Below are 18049 nucleotides of genomic sequence, written 5' to 3' on the forward strand. Positions count from 1 at the left end.
ATGATGGATGTTCATTATTTCACCGGGTTGCGGCGGATTGGCCGAGGATTCGCGAAAGCGTGAGTGAAACGCGTATGAATCATCTCACTGAGTCGTGATCGGTGTTGCCGAAGACCCGTCGGAGCTGTCCATCGAGCGGAGTACACGCCACCGCACGCGGATGGCGCGGCCGGTGTCCGGCATCGCCGGCGGCGGCGGTCGTGCGCACAACGCTGACTGCGCAGTCGGCGAAGATTGCGCATTTGGCAGCCGGAAAAGTCATTGTCGGACTGTATGTCTCGCAGTGGCGGCGCTGCCTTTGGGTATTGGCGCGTTTCGCGAACCGTTGCCGGACCAGGTATTTCGGCCTCGAGCGCGAGACCGCAATGGAGATGATCACCGCCGCATCGGAACGACGAGGCGGTGATCGGACATCACCGGTGCGGTAGGTCCAGCGCCGCCATCTCTTGTTCGATCGCATTGGCCGCGAAATCGACACCACTGGAACGTAATTCGTGAAGTCGGCGCTGTAGCGCCTCGATTCCGCCCGGTTGGGCCGCGATGTCGGCCACGCTGAGCCGCCCCTTCGGCTGGTGCATACTCGGCTGTCCGTACGCCACCGTGATACCTCCTGCCTGCACGCTCCGCGCCCGCCGTCCCGATGGGATCGACTCTGCGCTACAAGCCGCAGGTCGGCTGTGTCGGCAGCGGATCCCAGGACGTCGGGCACGCTGGCAAAATGTTATCAGCCATTCCAAGTGGGCAATTGATGAGTGTGCGCTGTCTCACAGGATCTTCGCGTCGCGGTGGTCGACCGTGTTGTGAAGGTACACAGCGGCACCGAGCCGCAGGCCATCCTGCTCGGCTGCGCTGAGTTCGCGGCGGACCTTGCCCGGCACGCCTGCCACCAGCGAGCCCGGCGGAATGTGGGCGCCCTCGGGAATGAGCGCGTTGGCGGCGATCAGGCAGCCCGCGCCGATCACCGCACCATTGAGCACGGTCGCACCCATGCCGACCAGCACATCGTCGCCGATCGTGCAGCCGTGCAGAATCGCGTTGTGCCCCACCGAAACTCCCGTGCCCACCGTCAGTGGAAAACCGGGATCGGCATGCAGCACGCAGCCGTCCTGAATATTGGTGCGGGCGCCGATGCTGATCTGCTCCAGGTCGGCACGCACCACCGCGCTGTACCAAACGCTCACCTCGGCCGCGAGCTGCACGCGCCCGATCACGGTCGCATTGGGTGCGATCCACGCACTGTCGTCGACTTCCGGCGCAAACTCGCCCACCTGAATCCTCATACGGAAAACGTAGCTACGCCGCCGCGGCAGCTGCGCAGCGCCCCGAGTTCGCCGGGCCCGAGCGTGTGCGTCGGCGATCCGGGTCGGGCTGTCGGGCCCGAATGTTCGCTCGGCTGGATTGCGGGTGGCTCGCGCGGTGACTGCTCGAATGCCGTATTCGACGCGGGGGCGTGCGGGAAGCAATGAGAACCGAGGCAACCCACCGGTCGCGGGCAGGGCAAGCTGGGGCCGATGTACCCGTCAGCCCGCACTGCTTCGATCGAGACGTGCGCTGGTGCGCCGAATGTCCGCCGCGGCGGAGTGGAACATGGCGCGGTGGGCGGCGGGACTGGTGCCCAGGATGCGATGGAAGTGGTGGCGCAGGCTGACGGCAGTGCCAAACCCGGTTTCGGCGGCGATGCGATCCATGGTGTCGGCGGTGGATTCCAGTAGCAGCCGAGCGCGGTCGGCGCGCTGGTGCAGCAGCCACTGCTGCGGGCTGTTTCCGGTGCGGTCGCGGAAATGTCGGGTGAAGGTGCGCCGGGACATCAACGCGACGGCTGCCCAGCCATCCAGATCGATCGGATCACCGAGATGTGTTCGGGCCCAGACCATTGCGTGTTCGATGGGATCGTCGTCGGCAGCATCGGGTACGGCAATCGGGATGTATTGGGCCTGTGAGCCACTGCGGTGGGGTGCAGTGACCAATGCTCTGGCCAGTTGAGTTGCCTCGCGGCTGCCGAAATCGGTGCGCACCAGGTGCAGGCAGCAGTCGAGCGCGGCGGCGACCCCGGCGGAGGTGACGAGGTCGCCGAGATCCGACCACAGTCGGTCGGCGCGCACCAGGACCGCGGGGTAGGCGCGGGCCAGATCGGCGGCCGCCGACCAGTGCGTGGTCACCTCGCGCCCATCGGCGAGGCCGCTGGCGGCCACCGCCCAGGAGCCGAGGCACAGGCCGACGATCCGCGCACCGCGTGCGTGCGCGCCGTGCAGTGCCGCGCGCAGGTCATCGGATATCGCGGCGCCGCGCGGCCAGCTGGGAATCACCACGGTGTCGGCCCGCTCCAAGACCTCGAGGCCGTGCTTGACGTCGATGTCGAATCCGGCCGGCGTGCTCAGAGCGCCTGGGCGCTCGGCACATACGTCGACTCGGTACGGTGCGCGGCCGTCCGCGCCGACGCGTCCGAATACCAGGGACGGTACCGAGAGATGGAACGGACTGACGTTCTCGAAGGCCAGAACCGCGACAGAGTGCATGGCCCGATTTTAGCGGTAGATGGCACTCGGGCCACTGGTTACGAGGAAACGCATCGGCAAGTATCGACGTCATGAGCGAAACGATCGAACGCACCACCCTCGAGGCCCTGCACATCGGCGGGCCGACCCTGCGCTTCCGGTACGCGGGTCTGACCTGGCTGACCGACCCCACCTTCGATGCGCCGGGTGACTACCAGGGCCCGATCACCCTGCACAAGCTCACCGGTCCCGCGGTGCCGCTCGAGCAGGTCGGATCCGTGGACGTGGTGCTGCTCTCGCATGACCAGCACGCCGACAATCTCGACAATTCCGGTCGCGAGTTCCTTGCCACCGTCGAGACCGTGCTGTCCACGCCGGATGCGGCCGGCCGCGTGAACGGCGTTCGAGGACTGGCGAACTGGGAGACCGTGACGGTCGGGGAAGTCCGCGTGACCGCGGTTCCCGCGCTGCACGGACCCGAGGGGTGCGAACCGTTCAGCGGCGTCGTCACCGGTTTCGTGTTGCAGGCCGAGGGCCTGCCGACGGTGTATGTCTCCGGTGACAACGCGTCGGTCGCGCTCGTCGAGCAGATCGTCGAGCGCATCGGTCGCATCGACATCGCCATCCTGAATGTGGGCGCCGCCAACGTCGGCCGTTTCGGCGACACCGACGTCACCCTCAATGCCCGCACCGCCCTCCAGGCCGCCGAACACCTCGGCGACGCGGCCATCATCCCGGTGCACGCCGAAGGGTGGGGCCACTTCACCGAATCCCTCGACCACCTCGCCCGCGTCTTCGCCTACGGCGGCCGCGCCGACCAACTCCGCATCCCGCAGCCGGGCCGGACATTCACGGTCTGAACGTGACCCTGTCCGAACGCACGGCCTCGAGGCCACCACAGCTCTGATCGCAGGGTCGACTCTTCGTCGGAGCGTGGAGCGCGGCTCTGCTCACGTGGTGCCTCGAGGCTGCGGCAGTTCTGATTGCTGGGTCGGCTGTTCGTCCGAGCCCGGTCGGATGATCGTGATGTGAGCACCGCTGTGCCGTACGCGGGCATCGAGGTAGCGGCCACCTCACCCAACTTTCACGTCCCGAACCGCAATAGCCTTCGGCAGCGGCACCTGGTTGTGGCAGAACGAGAGTGCGGCACACGAGGGTGCCGCTCGTGGAGGTCGGAGGTTCGCCGGGGTCGACCGCGCGGCGTTCTGGCATCGGGAGGGTGTGTGGTCCACGATGGCGGTATGAGGATCGGAGTACCGCGGGAGGTCAAGGAGCAGGAGTTTCGGGTGGCGCTGACGCCGGCGGGAGCCGGGGAGTTGGTGCGGCACGGACATGAGGTGTTGATCGAGTCAGGCGCGGGGGTGGGGTCGGGGTTCGCCGATTCCGACTATGCCGCGGCCGGGGCGCGGATGGTGCCCGACCCCGACCAGCTGTGGTGGGAGGCCGAGTTGGTGCTGAAGGTGAAGGAGCCGATCGCACCGGAGTATGCACGGATGCGGCCGGAACAGGTGCTGTTCACCTACCTGCATCTGGCCGCGTCCCGCGAATGCACCGATGCGATTCTGCGCTCGGGCAGCACCGCCATCGCCTACGAGATGGTGCGTGCGGCCGACGGCTCGTTGCCACTGCTCGCGCCGATGAGCGAGGTCGCGGGGAAGCTCGGCCCTCAGGTCGGCGCGTATCACCTGATGGCGCCGCTCGGCGGCGCCGGGCTACTGCTCGGCGGCGTGCCGGGGGTGCGACCGGCGGACGTGGTGGTGCTCGGTGGGGGCGTCGCAGGAAGCAATTCGGCCGCGGTCGCCGCCGGTATGGGCGCGAAAGTGACTGTGCTCGATACCAATTTGGTCCGGCTACGCGAGCTGGACGCCCAATTCGACGGGCGCATAACCACTCTCGCGTCGAACACGGTCGCGATTGCGCAGGCGGTGCTTGCGGCGGATCTGGTCATCGGCTCGGTGCTGGTGCCGGGCGCGCGGACACCGAAATTGGTCTCCGACGAGCTGGTCGCGGGCATGCGCCCCGGCTCGGTGCTGGTGGACATCGCCATCGACCAGGGCGGCTGCTTCACCAGCTCCCGTCCGACGACGCACACGAATCCCACTTTCCGCGTGGCCGATTCACTGTTCTACTGCGTGGCCAATATGCCGGGCGCGGTCCCGCACACCGCGACCGTCGCGCTCACCAACGCGACACTGCCCTACGTGCGCGCCATCGCCGACCACGGCTGGCGTCAGGCCTGCGCTGAACACCCCGACCTGGCGCGCGGCCTGACCGCCGACGCGGGACACCTGCTCTCGGCGGAAGTCGCTGCCGCACACGGATACCCGGTATTGAAGCCCGTGGGCTCGGCCGGCTGATCCGACCATCGACATCTGAACAGGTGGAAGTCGCTGCCGTGTACAGAGACCCCGGCTCGAGGAGGCAGCAGGTGCGGCCTGGATGTCGACGAAACCGGCTGTGGGAAGCCGGTCTTCGGACACGTGAACGGGCGGCTTCCCTGGCGGGAAACCGCCCGTTGACGGTGGCTATTCGGTGCTGGCAGAACCGGCCTCGGGGTTTTGACCGAGGTACCAGTCGGGGGCGCCGGTGGTCGGCAGGTCGTGCAGCTTATCCGGGTTGCGGACCACGTCGATGGCGACGATGCGGCCCTCGTCGACGGTGAACGCGAAGACGCCGGTGTGGGTGCCGTCGAAGACGACAAGACCGGGCTGACCGTTGACCAGGACCGCACGGCCCCACGCGCCTGCCGCCGACGGTGCGTGGTACCAGCCGAGCAGCAGTTTCGCGACCAGCTCGGCGCCGTGCACCGGCTGCCGGATCGCGGGCACCTTGCCGCCGCCATCGGCGGTGAGGCTGACCTCGGAATCCAGCACGCCGAGCAAGGCACTCAGGTCACCGGACCGCCACGCCACCGCGAACGCCGAGACCACCTTCTCCTGCTCGTCCGGCGACGCAGGAAAACGCGGCGTCCCGTCCTCGATGCGCTTGCGTGCGCGCGAGGCGAGCTGACGAACCGCCGCCGGAGTGCGCCCGACCACCTCGGCGACCTCGGGGCCGGTCATACCGAACACATCCTGTAGGACGAACGCGGTGCGTTCGGCGGGGGACAGGGATTCGAGGACCACCAGCAGGGCCGTGGTGACCCGCTCGTCCTGGGTGATGCGGTCGGCGGGATCGTCCCAACTCGTCACCTCGGGCTCGGGAAGCCATTCGCCGACGTATTGCTCGCGGCGCACCCGGGCGGAGCCGAGGTAGTCCAACGCCAGCCGGCCGGTCACCGTGGTCAGCCAGGCCCGCAGGTTGTCGATCTCGCCAGCCTTGCCCGACTCGTGCTGGCGCTGCAGCCGCAGCCACGCCTCCTGCACCACGTCGTCGGCGTCGGTGAGGCTGCCGAGATTGCTGTAGGCGAGCCGGCGCAAATACGGCCGGTGCTCCTCGAACTGCCTGGCCAACTCGGCCTGGTCGATGGGCTCGGATGCGGAGGGCTGATCGGAAGTCACTGGTCTCGCCGTTCGGTCGTGCGGCCCCTGTCGGGGGCGAGTCTATGGGGAGTCATCAGGATGACGACTCAGGGCAGCAGAGTGTGACACACGACGACACGCCGCGCGGACACGCGGTTGCGCGGAGTGCGCTGCGGTGAGGTGGGCCCAACCCGCGGCCCCTGTTTGGTGGTCGCAACCGAGGTGTGAGGGTGATCTGGCTGGGCGGGGCGTCCAGCGGCGGCGGCCCTGCGCAGGATCCTCGTGGTACCGCACTGTTTCGGCAAGTAGCCCACCCACACAGCTGCGGTTGCCGGAGTCGAACGGGCCGTTGCATCGAGTGGGAATCCGGAGCGTTCGAACGGTCAGTACCGGTGATGCCGGGTTTGCGTCGGGTGGGCTGTGCCATGCACCGTGGTGCGGTTCGACGGTGTGGCCGTTGACGCGTGGCCGGTACCGGCTAACCTCGCCGGGTGCACACGGGGACCTCGACCGCTGCCGGGCTGCTGCTCGGTTTCGCGCTCGACCGCGCGTTCGGTGATCCGCGACGGTGGCATCCGGTGGCCGGGTTCGGTTCGGCGGCAAGCGCGCTCGAAGCGGTGACCTATGCCGATCGGCGGTCGGCCGGAGTGCTGCACGAGGCGCTGTCGGTGGGCGCGATTGTCGCGGTGGGTGTCGGTGCTCGGCGTGGTGGGCTAGTTGCCACCGCGCTGGCCACGTGGACGGTGCTCGGCGGCCGCAGTCTGGCGCGGGCCGGAAGACAGATGGCCGACTGCCTCGAATCCGGCGATCTGCCCGCCGCACGGGCGTTGCTGCCCTCGCTGTGCGGGCGGGATCCCGAGGTGCTCGACGCGGACGGATTGGCCCGCGCCGCAGTGGAATCCATTGCCGAGAACACCTCCGACGCGACGGTGGCACCGCTGGTGTGGGGCGCGGTCGCCGGTGTGCCCGGCCTGCTCGGCTACCGTGCGATCAACACCCTCGACGCCATGATCGGCTACCGCAACGATCGCTACGAACGTTTCGGCTGGGCCGCCGCCCGGACCGACGACCTGGCAAACCTGCTGCCCGCCCGCCTCACCGGCCTGCTCACCGCGGCACTGTCCCCCGTGGTCGGTGGCCGCCCCGCCGCCGCACTGCGCGCCTGGCACCACGACGCCGCCAAACACCCCAGCCCCAACGCGGGCGTCGTCGAAGCATCGATGGCAGGCGCACTGGGCGTCCGCCTCGGTGGCCGCACCCAATACCGCTACGGCACCGAACTGCGCCCCACCCTCGGCGAAGGCCCACCCCCGGCAGTAGCGGACCTCCGCCGCGCCGTCCGGATGTCGGAAGCCGTCCAACTCGGCGCTGTCCTCACCACCGCCCTCTGGTCATTCCTGCGCCCTCCCCGCTGACCGATCTCCGCACCGAGCGGCACACGGTTTCCGCAACACGGATGCTCCCCACCACCATGTGGTGTGCGCACCGCGACCGACTCCGAAGTTTTTCCTGCGCTACCTGCTGGGCAATGTCCATGCCCGGCCAGTCGCCGCCGGCCGAGAATTGGGTGACGAACGGGATATGACGGAGGTGGCGCTCGGTGTTGGCCGCAGGGATATCCCGTTCGTCGGGCGCGAGCTCCTGGGACTTTCCAGCGTCGCCTGCTGGGCAATGTCCATGCCCGGCCAGTCGCCACCGGCCGAGAATTGGGTGACAAACAGGATGCGACGGAGGCTGTGCTCGGTGTTGGTCGCAGGGATGTCCATGCCCGGCCAGTCGCCACCAGCCCAGAATCGGGTGACGAACGGGATATGACGGCGGCCGCTGTTGGCCGCAGCGATGTCTCGTTCGTCGGGAGTCTGATGGTTCAGCGGTTGCCGCCGTACCGGTCTGCCAGGCGTTGTTCCTTGGTGGGAGCTGTTGTGGGGGTGGGCGCTTCGGTGGGCAGTGAGGTGGTGGTGGCCTTTTCTTTGCGGCGTTCACGGATTTCGGCATAGACGAAGTAGCCGAGGCCGAGGGGGGCCATGATGCCGAAGGCCAGCCATTGGAGGCCGTAGGAGAGGTATGGGCCCGCGTCGAGTTGGGGGAGGGGGGTGGGAGTGAAGGCGCCGGGCTGGTTCTCGTCGAGTTGGAGGTAGCCGCCCCGTTCGCCGGTGGGGATGGCGGTCAGTGGCTGCTGCAGGACGGTTGTTTCCTGGGTGGTGTCGATCGAGTAGACCTGGCGGTAGCCGTCTTGGACGGACGGGTCTTTGCCGGGGGTGACGCCCTCGGACATGCGCACCCTGGCCTCGATGCGCTGCGATCCGGCGGGTGGGTCGGGGATCTCGGGTGGGCGGGTGCCGTCGACGGCGGCGACGAGGCCGCGGTCGACGAGCAGGATCCTGCCGCCGTCGAGCCGGAAGGTCGACAGCACAGCGTAGGCGGGGGCGCCGTCGAGGTGGCGCAGCCGGACCAGCACCGTCGTATCGGGGAGATAGGTGCCTATTGCGGTCACTCGTCGCCACTCGGCGGGTGAGTCGGTGTCCTTGTTGTCGAGGACAGCGGTGATGTCGATCGGTGCGGCATCCACGGAGTCGGCGATGAGCTGATTGCGATGCGATGTGGCGGTGTTCTTGCCCAGTTGCCACGGCGCGAGCACTGTGAAGCAGAGGTAGGCGAAAGCGGCCACCAGCACGGCGAGAATCAGCCAGCTGGGGCGTAGGAGGAACGTCAGTCTGCGGATCATGAGCGTCTGTCGGTGACCGGTTGCGCGGCGTATCGGATAGCGGTCGGCTCGACGGCGGCGTGGGCGTCGGCGTGCCCAAGGCTCGCCGCAGGTGTGGCGGCGGGAACCGGCTCGCGTGTGGGTTCTGGTTCGTCCACGGCGTTGCCGCCGTCTGGTGCCGGCTCGCGTGTGGTGTCCGGTTCGTCCGCAGCATTGCCGATGTCGGGTGCGGCATCGAGCGCCGGTTCATCGCTGGCGTCGAGCCCTGCTGTCCCCGCTTCCGGTCCGTTGGCCCCGGTGCGGGTGTCGAGCGCCGTGCGGACCCAATCCAGCAGGCCGGGGATGGCCGCCTCGATCTGGTCTCGAACGAGTTCGAAGTCGGCCGTGCTGCCGTAGTACGGGTCGGGGACATCCGGACCGTCGGCGGCGGGGTCGAAGCTGCGCAGGAGTCTGCGTCGGTCGGAGGGCACGCCCAGGCGGGCGAGCTCGCGTTCGTGGCCGGTGTCGAGGGCGATCAGTAGGTCGGCGTCGCGGTGCTCGTCGCCGAAGACGGCCGCCACGTGACCGGTCGGGTAGCCGTGCCTGCGCAATGTCGCGGTGGTGCGCGGATCGGCGTCGTCGCCGACATGCCATGCGGTGGTGCCCGCGCTGCTGACCCGCACCTGGTCGGCAAGACCGGCGCGGTACAGATGCCCCGCGAACATCTTCTCCGCCATCGGCGATCGGCAGATGTTTCCGGTACAGACGAACGACACGTGCAGCTCAGCCACGACAGCCATTCTGGCCCGTGCTGCCTGCGGGCCGCCACGTAGGGTGTTTTCTCGTGCCCCAGGACAGCGTCGATCATGCGAAACTGCGCCACCACGGCGACGTGGACGCGCGCCCGGGCATGCTCGATTTCGCGGTGAACGTGCAGGGCAGCGCGCCGCCGGACTGGCTGCGCCGCCGGCTGGCCGCACGGCTGGACTCGCTGGGCCGCTATCCGAGCGCTGCCGAGGATCTCGCGGCAAGGTCCGCGGTGGCGCTGCGCCACGGTCGCCCGCCGGAGCAAGTGTTGTTGCTGGCGGGTGCGGCCGAGGGCTTCGCCATGCTGCCCCGGCTCGCGCCCGGACTGGCCGCGGTGATCCATCCCTCGTTCACCGAGCCCGAGCTGGCGTTGCGTGACGCGGGCGTTCCGGTCACCCGGGTCCTGCTCGACCCGCCATATCTGCTGGATCCGGCCTCGGTGCCCGAAACGGCGGACCTGGTGGTCCTCGGCAATCCGACCAATCCGACCTCGGTGCTGCATCCCGCCGAAATGATCCGCGCCTTGCGAAGGCCCGGCCGGACCCTTGTGGTCGACGAAGCCTTCGCCGACGCGGTGCCGGGGGAGACCGAATCGCTGGCGAGCTCCGCCGCACCCGATGTCCTCGTGCTGCGCAGCCTCACCAAGACCTGGGCGTTGGCGGGCCTGCGTTGCGGCTACTTCCTCGGCGCACCAGAACTGCTCGCCAGGCTGAATCACGGCCGCCCGCACTGGCCGCTCGGCACCCTGCAGCTCGAGGCCATCACTGCGACCGCCGCGCCGTTCGCGGTCGCCCAGGCGCAAGAGAGGGCTCGGGCACTCGTGGTCGAACGAGAATCGATGATCGAACGGCTGACAGCAGCGGGCATCGATGTCCACACACCCGCTGCCGGGCCGTTCCTGCTGCTGCACGTCGCGGACGGAGAGTTGCTGCGAAAGCATCTGACAGACCAGGGGATCGCAGTCCGTCGCGCCGACACTTTCCCCGGCCTCGGTCCCGACTATCTTCGTGTCGCCGTGCGCGGCACCGAAGAGGTGGGTCGGCTGATCGCCGGAATCCGCGCGGCGGGCTGGTGATGGCGGCCGAACGCGGTTACGAATTCTCGCCCGCCGCAGTGGATCGCGGCTCCAGAGGACGAGGGCGCACGAGCATGGTGGCGGGTTCGATGGCCGCGTTGCGGGCAGTGACCCGTGGTCGGAAATCCTGCGGCCCGCTGTGCCTGGGCCGGGAGTGATTGTGGCATGAGCGAACTGGAGGAAGGCGGATGGTGACGACGCTGGCGGACGTGATCGGAGTACTCGATTCGGCGTATCCGCCGAAGCTGGCCGAGTCGTGGGACTCGGTCGGGCTCGTGTGTGGAGACCCTGCCGAGGAGGTGACCCGGGTGCTGTTCGCTGTCGACGCGACGGCCGCGGTTATCGATGAGGCGATCGATTGGCGGGCACAGGCTTTGGTGGTGCACCATCCGTTGCTGTTGCGTGGCGTGGACACCGTTGCCGCGGACACTCCGAAAGGTGCGTTACTGCATCGCCTGATTCGGTCCGGCTGTGCGTTGTTCAGCGCGCATACCAACGCCGACTCCGCCGATCCCGGCGTCTCCGATGCGTTGGCTTCGGCGATCGGTCTCACCGTCACCGGACCGCTGGACGCGAAACCGGACACCGCCGTGGACAACTGGGTGGTGCAGGTGCCGCGCTCGCATACCGATGCGGTGCTCGCGGCATTGTTCGCCGCGGGTGCGGGTGGCAACGACGCGTACCGGGACTGTGCGCTGCGGGTGCCGGGGATCGGCCAGTTCCGGCCGGTGGCGGGGGCGAATCCGGCGGTCGGTTCGCTCGGTGAGCTGCAGCAGGTCGAGGAAGATCGCGTCGAGGTGATCGCGCCGCCCGCCGCCCGCGCCGCGATTCTTGCGGCACTGCGCGCCGCGCATCCCTATGAGGACCCCGCCTATCACGTCAGCGAGCGTGCGCCGCTGCCCTCCGGGCTCGGTATCGGCCGGGTCGGCATGCTGCCGGAGCCGGAATCGTTGCGCGCCTTCACCGCTCGGGTCGCGGCCGCTCTACCTGCCACCGTCTGGGGTGTCCGCGCCGCAGGCGACCCCGACCGCATGATCCACACGGTCGCCGTCTGCGGCGGCGCGGGCGACTCCTACCTGAACGCCGCAGCACGCCTGGGCGTAGACGCCTACGTCACCTCCGACCTGCGCCACCACCCGGTCGACGAACACCTGCGCAGAGGCGGCCCCGCCCTCGTGGATGCGGCCCACTGGGCCACCGAATTCCCCTGGTGCGCGCAAGCCGAGGCGGTGGTGCGCGCCGCGTTGCCGGATCTCGAAACCCGGGTATCGACGATGCGTACCGACCCGTGGACGGTGCGCGCCACCGCCTGAAGTCGCCCCGACCGAGGTCCGTGGGTTGTGCGGCAGGCTGGATTCTTAAGGCGGTCTCTCGCTCTGGATGCTCTGAAGGCCCCTCGGCGATCCTAATGCGGGCGTATTCGGCGTGTCTCTGGAGTGTCGGCTGTTCGGGCGAATCGGTTGGGCGCAAACGGGTATAACGACCGCATGGATTTCCCGGTAGACCTGGGGATCGTGCAGATCGGGCTGATGCTGCTGATCCTTGTTGCGCTCGCACTATTGATATCGGCGTTGGTGATGGTGCGCAGGGTCGGATTACGGGTTCTGCTCGGCCGGGGCGCGGCGGGACTGTGCCTCTTGCTCGTCGCGGTGGTGCTGCTGTGGGTGGCGACGCTGATCCAGACGTATCTGGGCCTGAGCGGCGAGGTCAAGGCCGCCCATGTGGTGGTGAGTCCCGTTGCGGGACAGGAACATCGACTAGAGGTGGAGCTCACGCTGTACGGCGACGACGAGCACGGCGAGAAGCACGACAAGTACCAGGTCGAGGGCGACCTGTGGGTCTTGCAGGCCAATATCGTCGAGCTGGAGCCTTGGGTGAATGCGCTCGGCTTCCACTCCGGATACAAAGTGACCCGGTTGTACGGCCAGCGTCTCGACGGCATCGCAACCAGCCAGAACCAAATTTTCGTCAACGGCGACGACCAGGACTTCTTCGCCGATATGCGGAAAGGCCGCTGGTGGACCGAACCTTTCGTCCGCTCCGCCTACGGCAACGCCGTCATCGGGACACCCGGCGAATTCGACATCTTCATCTCCAGAGACGCCATCAAAGCCCGCTCACCAGGCCATTAGCCCCCAACTCCGTTCCCAGGGCACGAACGGGACATGATCGCGGGGCTGGTCGCGGTTTGCCGCCGCCATGTCCTGCTCGCGCGGGAGGTATCCGGTTACCCGGGCAGGACGGCCGGTGCGGCAGGACTGATGGTCGGTGTGGCCCGCGGGGTGGCCGGGTGCCCGCTGGATCGGTGCTCTGCGGGTTGTCCGGGTTCCAGGCGTCCGGTCACCGGGCTCCGGCGTCTCGGACTCGGTGTCGACGGAAGGCTGGCTGCCGGTCTGGTTCCCGGCGGGGGTGGATGGCCATTGCGTGGTGGCGTCTTGTCGGCCTGGTTTCATGACCCCGTCGCCGCTATATGGCCCCCGCACCCCACCCCAACACCCGCTGACGTGGCCTCGGACCTGATCCACCAGCCGTCCGAGGTACGGTTGAGCACTGGTGTTCGCCGTCGTACCGGCGCGCGGTGCCTCCCATCCGTCCATAGCGTCCAGGAGTTTGTTCGCGTTGAATGTCGAACCCCCGATCCAGGCCAAGCTGCTGCAGCTCGCCGCTGTCGACGCCGAACTGACGCGGATTGCGCATCGGCGCACCGTGCTGCCCGAGCAGCAGGAGGTGGCGCGGCTGGAGGTGGAGCGCAATGCCCACAAGGATGCCGCGGTGGCTGTGGAGATCGTGTTGGACGATCTCGATCGCGATATCCGCAAGCTGGAGGGTGAGGTCGAGGCGGTTCGCAAGCGTGAGGAGCGCGACAAGGGGATGCTGACCGCTGGTTCGGTGGGTGCCAAGCAGCTTTCGGAGATCCAGCATGAGCTGGGCAGTTTGGAGCGGCGCCGGTCGGTGCTGGAAGACGAGCTGCTCGAGGTGATGGAGCGCCGCGAGGCGTCCGCCGCCGACCACGAGCATGCGGGTGCGCGCCTGGACAAGACCGAGCAGGATCTGGCCGACGCGCAGCGGCTGCGGGACGAGGCGCTCGCGGATCTCGATGTGGCGCAAGGCCGTTGCGAGGGCGATCGGTCGGGTCTTGTCGGGTTGTTCCCTGCTGACCTGCTGAGCATCTACGACCGTCAGCGCACCCAGCACGGTGTCGGCGCGGCGCTGCTGCAAGCTCGCCGGTGTGGGGCCTGCCGGATCGAGCTGGACCGCGGTGAGATCGCGCGCATCGCGAAGGCCGCGCCCGACGCGATCGTGCGTTGCCCGGAATGCGGCGCGGTGATGGTGCGCACCAAGGAATCGGGCCTATGAGTTTTCGAGACCGCGTTTCGGCGCGTGCTCGGATCGTGACCGTGGCAGGTCGAGTTCAGCGAGGGGAATGATGGCCCAGCTCGAGGTGATCGTCGAGGCCGACGGTGGTTCCCGTGGCAATCCGGGGCCTGCCGGTTACGGCGCGGTCGTTTTCGACGCTGATCATGCGAGTGTTCTCGCCGAGCGCCGTGAGTACATCGGTGTCGCGACCAACAACGTCGCCGAATATCGTGGCCTCATTGCCGGTTTGGCGGCGGCCGCCGAGCTCGGCGCGCGTGTGGTGGCGGTGCGGATGGACTCGAAGCTGGTCGTCGAGCAGATGTCGGGGCGCTGGAAGGTCAAGCACGCGGCGATGATTCCGCTGGCCGACCGGGCGCGCAGGCTGGTCGCGGGTTTCGATCGGGTGAGTTTCACCTGGATTCCGCGCGCGGAGAATTCGTATGCGGATCGACTGGCCAACGAGGCGATGGATGACGCCTCGCTGGTCGGCGAGGTGCGTACCGCGCTCGATGCCGGGCACGCGCCCGCAGGCGGCGATCGGAGCAGCAGCACATCGGGTGGTGCGCCTGCTCAGGGAGCTGCCCTCGGCGTCGAGCGCGATCTGCCCAGCCGGGTCGACGAGGTCAGGGACGCACAGGCCACGCCGGAAACCGGCGCGAATGCGCAGGGCGCGGTGGCGGATTCCGAGGATGCGGCACCGATCGGTGCGCAAACGACGCCCGCCCCCGGCTGGACCGGCGCTACCGGCCGTCCGACCCGCCTGCTGCTGCTGCGCCACGGCCAAACCGAACTTTCCATCCAGCGCAGGTATTCGGGCCGCGGCAATCCGCCGCTCACCGAACTCGGTCGCGAGCAGGCCGCGCGCGCCGCCAAGATGCTCGCTGCCAAGGGCAATATCGCGGCTGTCGTGTGCTCCCCGCTCGGCCGGGCCCGCGAGACCGCCGAGGCCGCGGCGAGCGCGCTGAATGTCCCGGTGCATGTCCTCGACGGCCTGATAGAGACCGACTTCGGCGACTGGGAGGGCCTGACGTTCCTGGAGGCGTCGCAGCGTGATCCACAGCTGCACGCGCGCTGGCTGGGTGACCCTTCGGTGCCCGCCCCAGGCGGGGAGAGCTTCGATCAGGTGCGCGAGCGGGTGGAGGCGGCACGCCGTGATCTGGTCGCGCTGTATCCCGGCGCGAACCTGGTGGTGGTCAGTCATGTGACCCCGATCAAGACCCTGCTGCAGCTGGCGCTCGGCGTCGGCCCTTCGCTGCTGTATCGCCTGCATTTGGACCTGGCGTCGCTGTCGATCGCCGAGTTCTATCCCGACGGTGGATCGTCGGTGCGCCTGGTCAATGACACGTCATATCTGTGACTGTCGCGACCATTCGACCAATGGCGGCGCCCTCGGAAAGCGTGAATTATTGCGCATCTCAATGGAATTAGCCTGTCGAACCGACCCCTTGCGGTGAATCTCACTCGATCTCGTTTCAAACACGGCGATCGGGGTAGGCTTCGGGGCGGTCTGGCACAGGGCATCCCGCTCCGACTGCGTTTCCCGAGGACGATCCGTCATCGAACAGCGCCGCCCGAGGGGGGATGACGACCGACGAGCGATGTGGCTCGCCGGCCGCTTCGAAACAGGAGGCACCCCTGGGTCGTTGAGTGTTCGATGAGAGTGCAGGTTCGATGAGTAGTCCGATCAAAGTTGTCGTTCTGGGAGCTGGCATCGGGGGACTCACCACTGCGGTCGCATTGCGACATGCGGGGTTCGGGGTCGAGCTGTACGAGGCCGCGCCCGAGCTGCGCGCCCAGGGCTTCGGACTTTCGGTGTCGGCCAATGGATTCAGCGCGCTGCGCACGCTCGGCCTCGGCATCGAGGACGAGCTGCTCGAACGCGGCGGCAAGGTCGAGACGTTCCGGTTCTGCTATCCGGACGGCACTCCCTTGCGCGTACTTCCCGTCCACCGCCAGGACGCCAGACTCGGCTCTCCGAGCATTGCTCTGCATCGCAGCGACCTGCACGACGTGCTGTTGCGCGCGGTCGGCGACACACCGACTCACGTTGGCGCACAGGCAACCCGCTTCATCGACGACGGCGAGCACGTGCGCGTCGAATTCGCCGACGGCCGCATCGCCGAGGGCGACCTGCTGATCGGCGCCGACGGCATCCACTCCGCCGTGCGCGCCCAATTGCACGCCCGCGCTGAGCCCCGCCCCGGCAACTTCGTGTGCTGGCTGGCCTGCATCCCTTTCGAGCACCCTGCGGTGCCGCGCGGCTTCTCGGCCCATTACTGGGGCACGGGCATGCGTTTCGGCATCCACGATATCGGTCACGGCCGTGTCTACTGGTGGGGCACCAAGACCATGCCCGCCGCCGAGGCCGCCGACTGGCAAGGCGGTAAACAGGAGCTGCTGGGGCTCTACGCCGATTGGGCTCCTGAGGTGCGGGCCTGCCTCGAACAGACCGACGAATCCGGCATCCTCGCGGTGCCTGCGCAGGACCGCCCGGTGCTCGAGCAGTGGGGCCGGGGCCGGGTCACCCTGCTCGGCGACGCCGCCCACCCCATGCTGCCCAGCCTCGGCCAGGGGGCCAACGCGTCCATCGAGGATGCGGTGGTGCTCGCGCACACCTTGAAGACCTCGCTGGATCCCGTTGCGGGACTGCGTCGTTATGAACAGTTGCGTGCGGCAAGGACCGCCATGCTCGTCAACGGGTCGTCGAATCTCGGGAAGATCGAGCAGACAACGGACCCGAGGCTGATCAAGGTGCGCGACGCCTACTTCCGGCACGCGCCCACCGAATTCTTCCTGCGTGAGACGGCGAAGCCGCTGTCGTTCCCACCACTGGACGGGCCGACCGCGCGGCTGCCGCGCCGGCTGTCCCCGATGGAGCGGTGGCACTGGATCGCCGATCAGCTTGCCCCGCTGCACATCCTGGCCCGGGTGCGGGTGCACGGGTCCATCACCGCAGAGCAGGTCAGGACCGGCCTCGACGAAGTACAGCGCCGACATCCGCTGCTGCGCGTCGCGGTTGCGGCCGAACCCGACGGCACCGCACCGCGATTCGCGCTCGTGGCGAATCGGCCGATCCCGCTGCGGGTCGTCGAGTCCGACGAGCCGCAACGCTGGCTGGCCGAGGTCGACGATGTCGAGTTGCGCGAGCCGTTCGATTGGCGCGAGGGACCGCTCGCGCGCGCCGTGCTGATCAGCACGCCGGACGGCCAGATCAGCGACTTTGTCGTCACCCTGCACTACGCGATCGCCGACGGCGAGAGCGCGATGTCGGTGGCCAAGCAGGTGCTCCAGGTCGCCTCGGGTGAGGGCGCCGAGCTGGCTCCCGCCCCGATCCGGCCCGGCCCGGAAGACCTGTTCCCGGCCCGATTCCAGGGTGGCAGCGGCATCGGGCGGACCATCGGATCGCTACTGCGCGACCAGAAATCGCAGCTGCGCCGCCCGCGGCGGCTGGAGCCGACCGAACTGGCCCCGCCTGTGCGGCGGCGCAGCCGCGTCGTGCATCGCAGCCTCAACGGCGACCAGCTCGACGCGCTGAGCGCAGGCTGTGCGCGCAACGGCGTCGGCCTGCAGGCCGCATTGTCGGCGGCGCTGCTGGTCGCCGCGGCCCGCGAAGCGGGCACCACGAAGGAAGCCCGGTACACCGTGGGCAGTTCGGTGAACTTCCGCGCGCACCTCGACGGCGTCGTCGCCGACACCGAGGTCGGCACCTATCAGGGCATGATCGCGACCCCGGCCGAGTACGCGCCGTGGTCTTCGCTCTGGCAGATCGCCACCGAGATCGAGCGTGAGTACGGCACGCGGATGCGGCGCCGCGATCACCTTGCGGCGCTGAATCTCCTGAAGGTCGCGGCACCGAAATCGGTGGCCGCCAGCGCCGCCACGGTGAAGTTGATGGACACCCGCGGTCCCGGCCATCTGTGCATGACCTACCTCGGCAACTATCCCTTCCCGGACAAGATCGGATCCTGGCAGCTGTCGGGCGCCCAATTCGTCTCGGGTATGTCGGTGAGCGGGTTCATCATGGCCACCGCCAACGCCACGCACGGCGAATTGTCCTTCAACGTGGGCTATGTCGAGCCCGCGGTATCCCGCGAGCGGGCCGAGCGCCTCGCCGACGAAAGCGTACGCGCGCTGCTGGCCGTTCTCTGACCGGCGGCGTTCGCCCCGAAAA

At 68.4% G+C, this 18049-nt stretch carries 14 protein-coding genes and 1 pseudogene; 9 read left to right on the forward strand and 6 right to left on the reverse strand.

Annotation, left to right across the window (positions count from 1 at the left end; translation table 11 throughout):
* Positions 1-413: 413 nt before the first annotated feature.
* From OHA42_RS14980 to OHA42_RS14990, 3 genes are all read right to left on the reverse strand, one after another.
* On the reverse strand, positions 414-599 hold the full coding sequence (locus OHA42_RS14980; protein WP_406237630.1) for a hypothetical protein: 186 nt from the start codon (positions 597-599) through the stop codon (positions 414-416).
* A gap of 165 nt (positions 600-764) precedes the next feature.
* On the reverse strand, positions 765-1280 hold the full coding sequence (locus OHA42_RS14985) for a gamma carbonic anhydrase family protein (protein ID WP_406237632.1): 516 nt from the start codon (positions 1278-1280) through the stop codon (positions 765-767).
* A gap of 240 nt (positions 1281-1520) precedes the next feature.
* Positions 1521-2516 carry a GlxA family transcriptional regulator gene (locus OHA42_RS14990; RefSeq protein ID WP_406237634.1) on the reverse strand — a complete coding sequence of 332 codons (996 nt, stop codon included), beginning with the start codon at positions 2514-2516 and terminating at the stop codon, positions 1521-1523.
* A gap of 71 nt (positions 2517-2587) precedes the next feature.
* On the opposite strand from OHA42_RS14990, the gene OHA42_RS14995 reads away from it, so the two are divergent.
* Positions 2588-3355: an MBL fold metallo-hydrolase gene (locus OHA42_RS14995; RefSeq protein WP_406237636.1), complete on the forward strand. Its 768-nt coding sequence runs from the start codon at positions 2588-2590 to the stop codon at positions 3353-3355.
* Positions 3356-3736: 381 nt separating this feature from the next.
* The gene (gene ald / locus OHA42_RS15000; protein ID WP_406237638.1) at positions 3737-4852 is read left to right on the forward strand and encodes an alanine dehydrogenase; all 1116 of its coding nucleotides are present in this window, start codon (positions 3737-3739) and stop codon (positions 4850-4852) included.
* Between the two features lie 168 nt (positions 4853-5020).
* On the opposite strand, the gene sigJ is transcribed toward ald, so the two are convergent.
* Positions 5021-5995 (reverse strand): RNA polymerase sigma factor SigJ, encoded by a 975-nt coding sequence (gene sigJ, locus OHA42_RS15005; RefSeq protein ID WP_406237640.1) that lies wholly within the window; start codon positions 5993-5995, stop codon positions 5021-5023.
* A 452-nt stretch (positions 5996-6447) separates the two neighbouring features.
* Here sigJ and OHA42_RS15010 point away from each other — a divergent pair, with 452 nt between their 5' ends.
* On the forward strand, positions 6448-7371 hold the full coding sequence (locus tag OHA42_RS15010) for a cobalamin biosynthesis protein (RefSeq protein WP_406237641.1): 924 nt from the start codon (positions 6448-6450) through the stop codon (positions 7369-7371).
* Between the two features lie 452 nt (positions 7372-7823).
* Here the strand turns inward: OHA42_RS15010 and OHA42_RS15015 are convergent, their stop codons facing one another.
* Positions 7824-8681 carry an SURF1 family protein gene (locus tag OHA42_RS15015; protein ID WP_406237643.1) on the reverse strand — a complete coding sequence of 286 codons (858 nt, stop codon included), beginning with the start codon at positions 8679-8681 and terminating at the stop codon, positions 7824-7826.
* A 296-nt stretch (positions 8682-8977) separates the two neighbouring features.
* A pseudogene (locus OHA42_RS15020) lies at positions 8978-9439 on the reverse strand (low molecular weight protein-tyrosine-phosphatase); the annotation flags it as partial.
* Positions 9440-9483: 44 nt separating this feature from the next.
* Here OHA42_RS15020 and cobC point away from each other — a divergent pair.
* The 6 genes from cobC (at position 9484) to OHA42_RS15050 (ending at position 18027) form a co-directional block, all read left to right on the forward strand.
* Positions 9484-10521, forward strand: a complete 1038-nt coding sequence (gene cobC / locus OHA42_RS15025) for an Rv2231c family pyridoxal phosphate-dependent protein CobC (protein ID WP_406237644.1) — start codon at positions 9484-9486, stop codon at positions 10519-10521.
* A 188-nt stretch (positions 10522-10709) separates the two neighbouring features.
* Positions 10710-11834 carry a Nif3-like dinuclear metal center hexameric protein gene (locus OHA42_RS15030; RefSeq protein WP_406237646.1) on the forward strand — a complete coding sequence of 375 codons (1125 nt, stop codon included), beginning with the start codon at positions 10710-10712 and terminating at the stop codon, positions 11832-11834.
* Positions 11835-12008: 174 nt separating this feature from the next.
* On the forward strand, positions 12009-12653 hold the full coding sequence (locus tag OHA42_RS15035; RefSeq protein ID WP_406237648.1) for a hypothetical protein: 645 nt from the start codon (positions 12009-12011) through the stop codon (positions 12651-12653).
* A 487-nt stretch (positions 12654-13140) separates the two neighbouring features.
* On the forward strand, positions 13141-13878 hold the full coding sequence (locus OHA42_RS15040) for a zinc ribbon domain-containing protein (RefSeq protein ID WP_406237650.1): 738 nt from the start codon (positions 13141-13143) through the stop codon (positions 13876-13878).
* Positions 13879-13948: 70 nt separating this feature from the next.
* Positions 13949-15235 carry a bifunctional RNase H/acid phosphatase gene (locus OHA42_RS15045; RefSeq protein WP_406239369.1) on the forward strand — a complete coding sequence of 429 codons (1287 nt, stop codon included), beginning with the start codon at positions 13949-13951 and terminating at the stop codon, positions 15233-15235.
* Between the two features lie 314 nt (positions 15236-15549).
* Positions 15550-18027: an FAD-dependent monooxygenase gene (locus OHA42_RS15050; RefSeq protein ID WP_406237651.1), complete on the forward strand. Its 2478-nt coding sequence runs from the start codon at positions 15550-15552 to the stop codon at positions 18025-18027.
* Positions 18028-18049 lie beyond the last annotated feature (22 nt).

Source organism: Nocardia sp. NBC_01009 (assembly GCF_045208035.1).
Lineage (GTDB): Bacteria > Actinomycetota > Actinomycetes > Mycobacteriales > Mycobacteriaceae > Nocardia.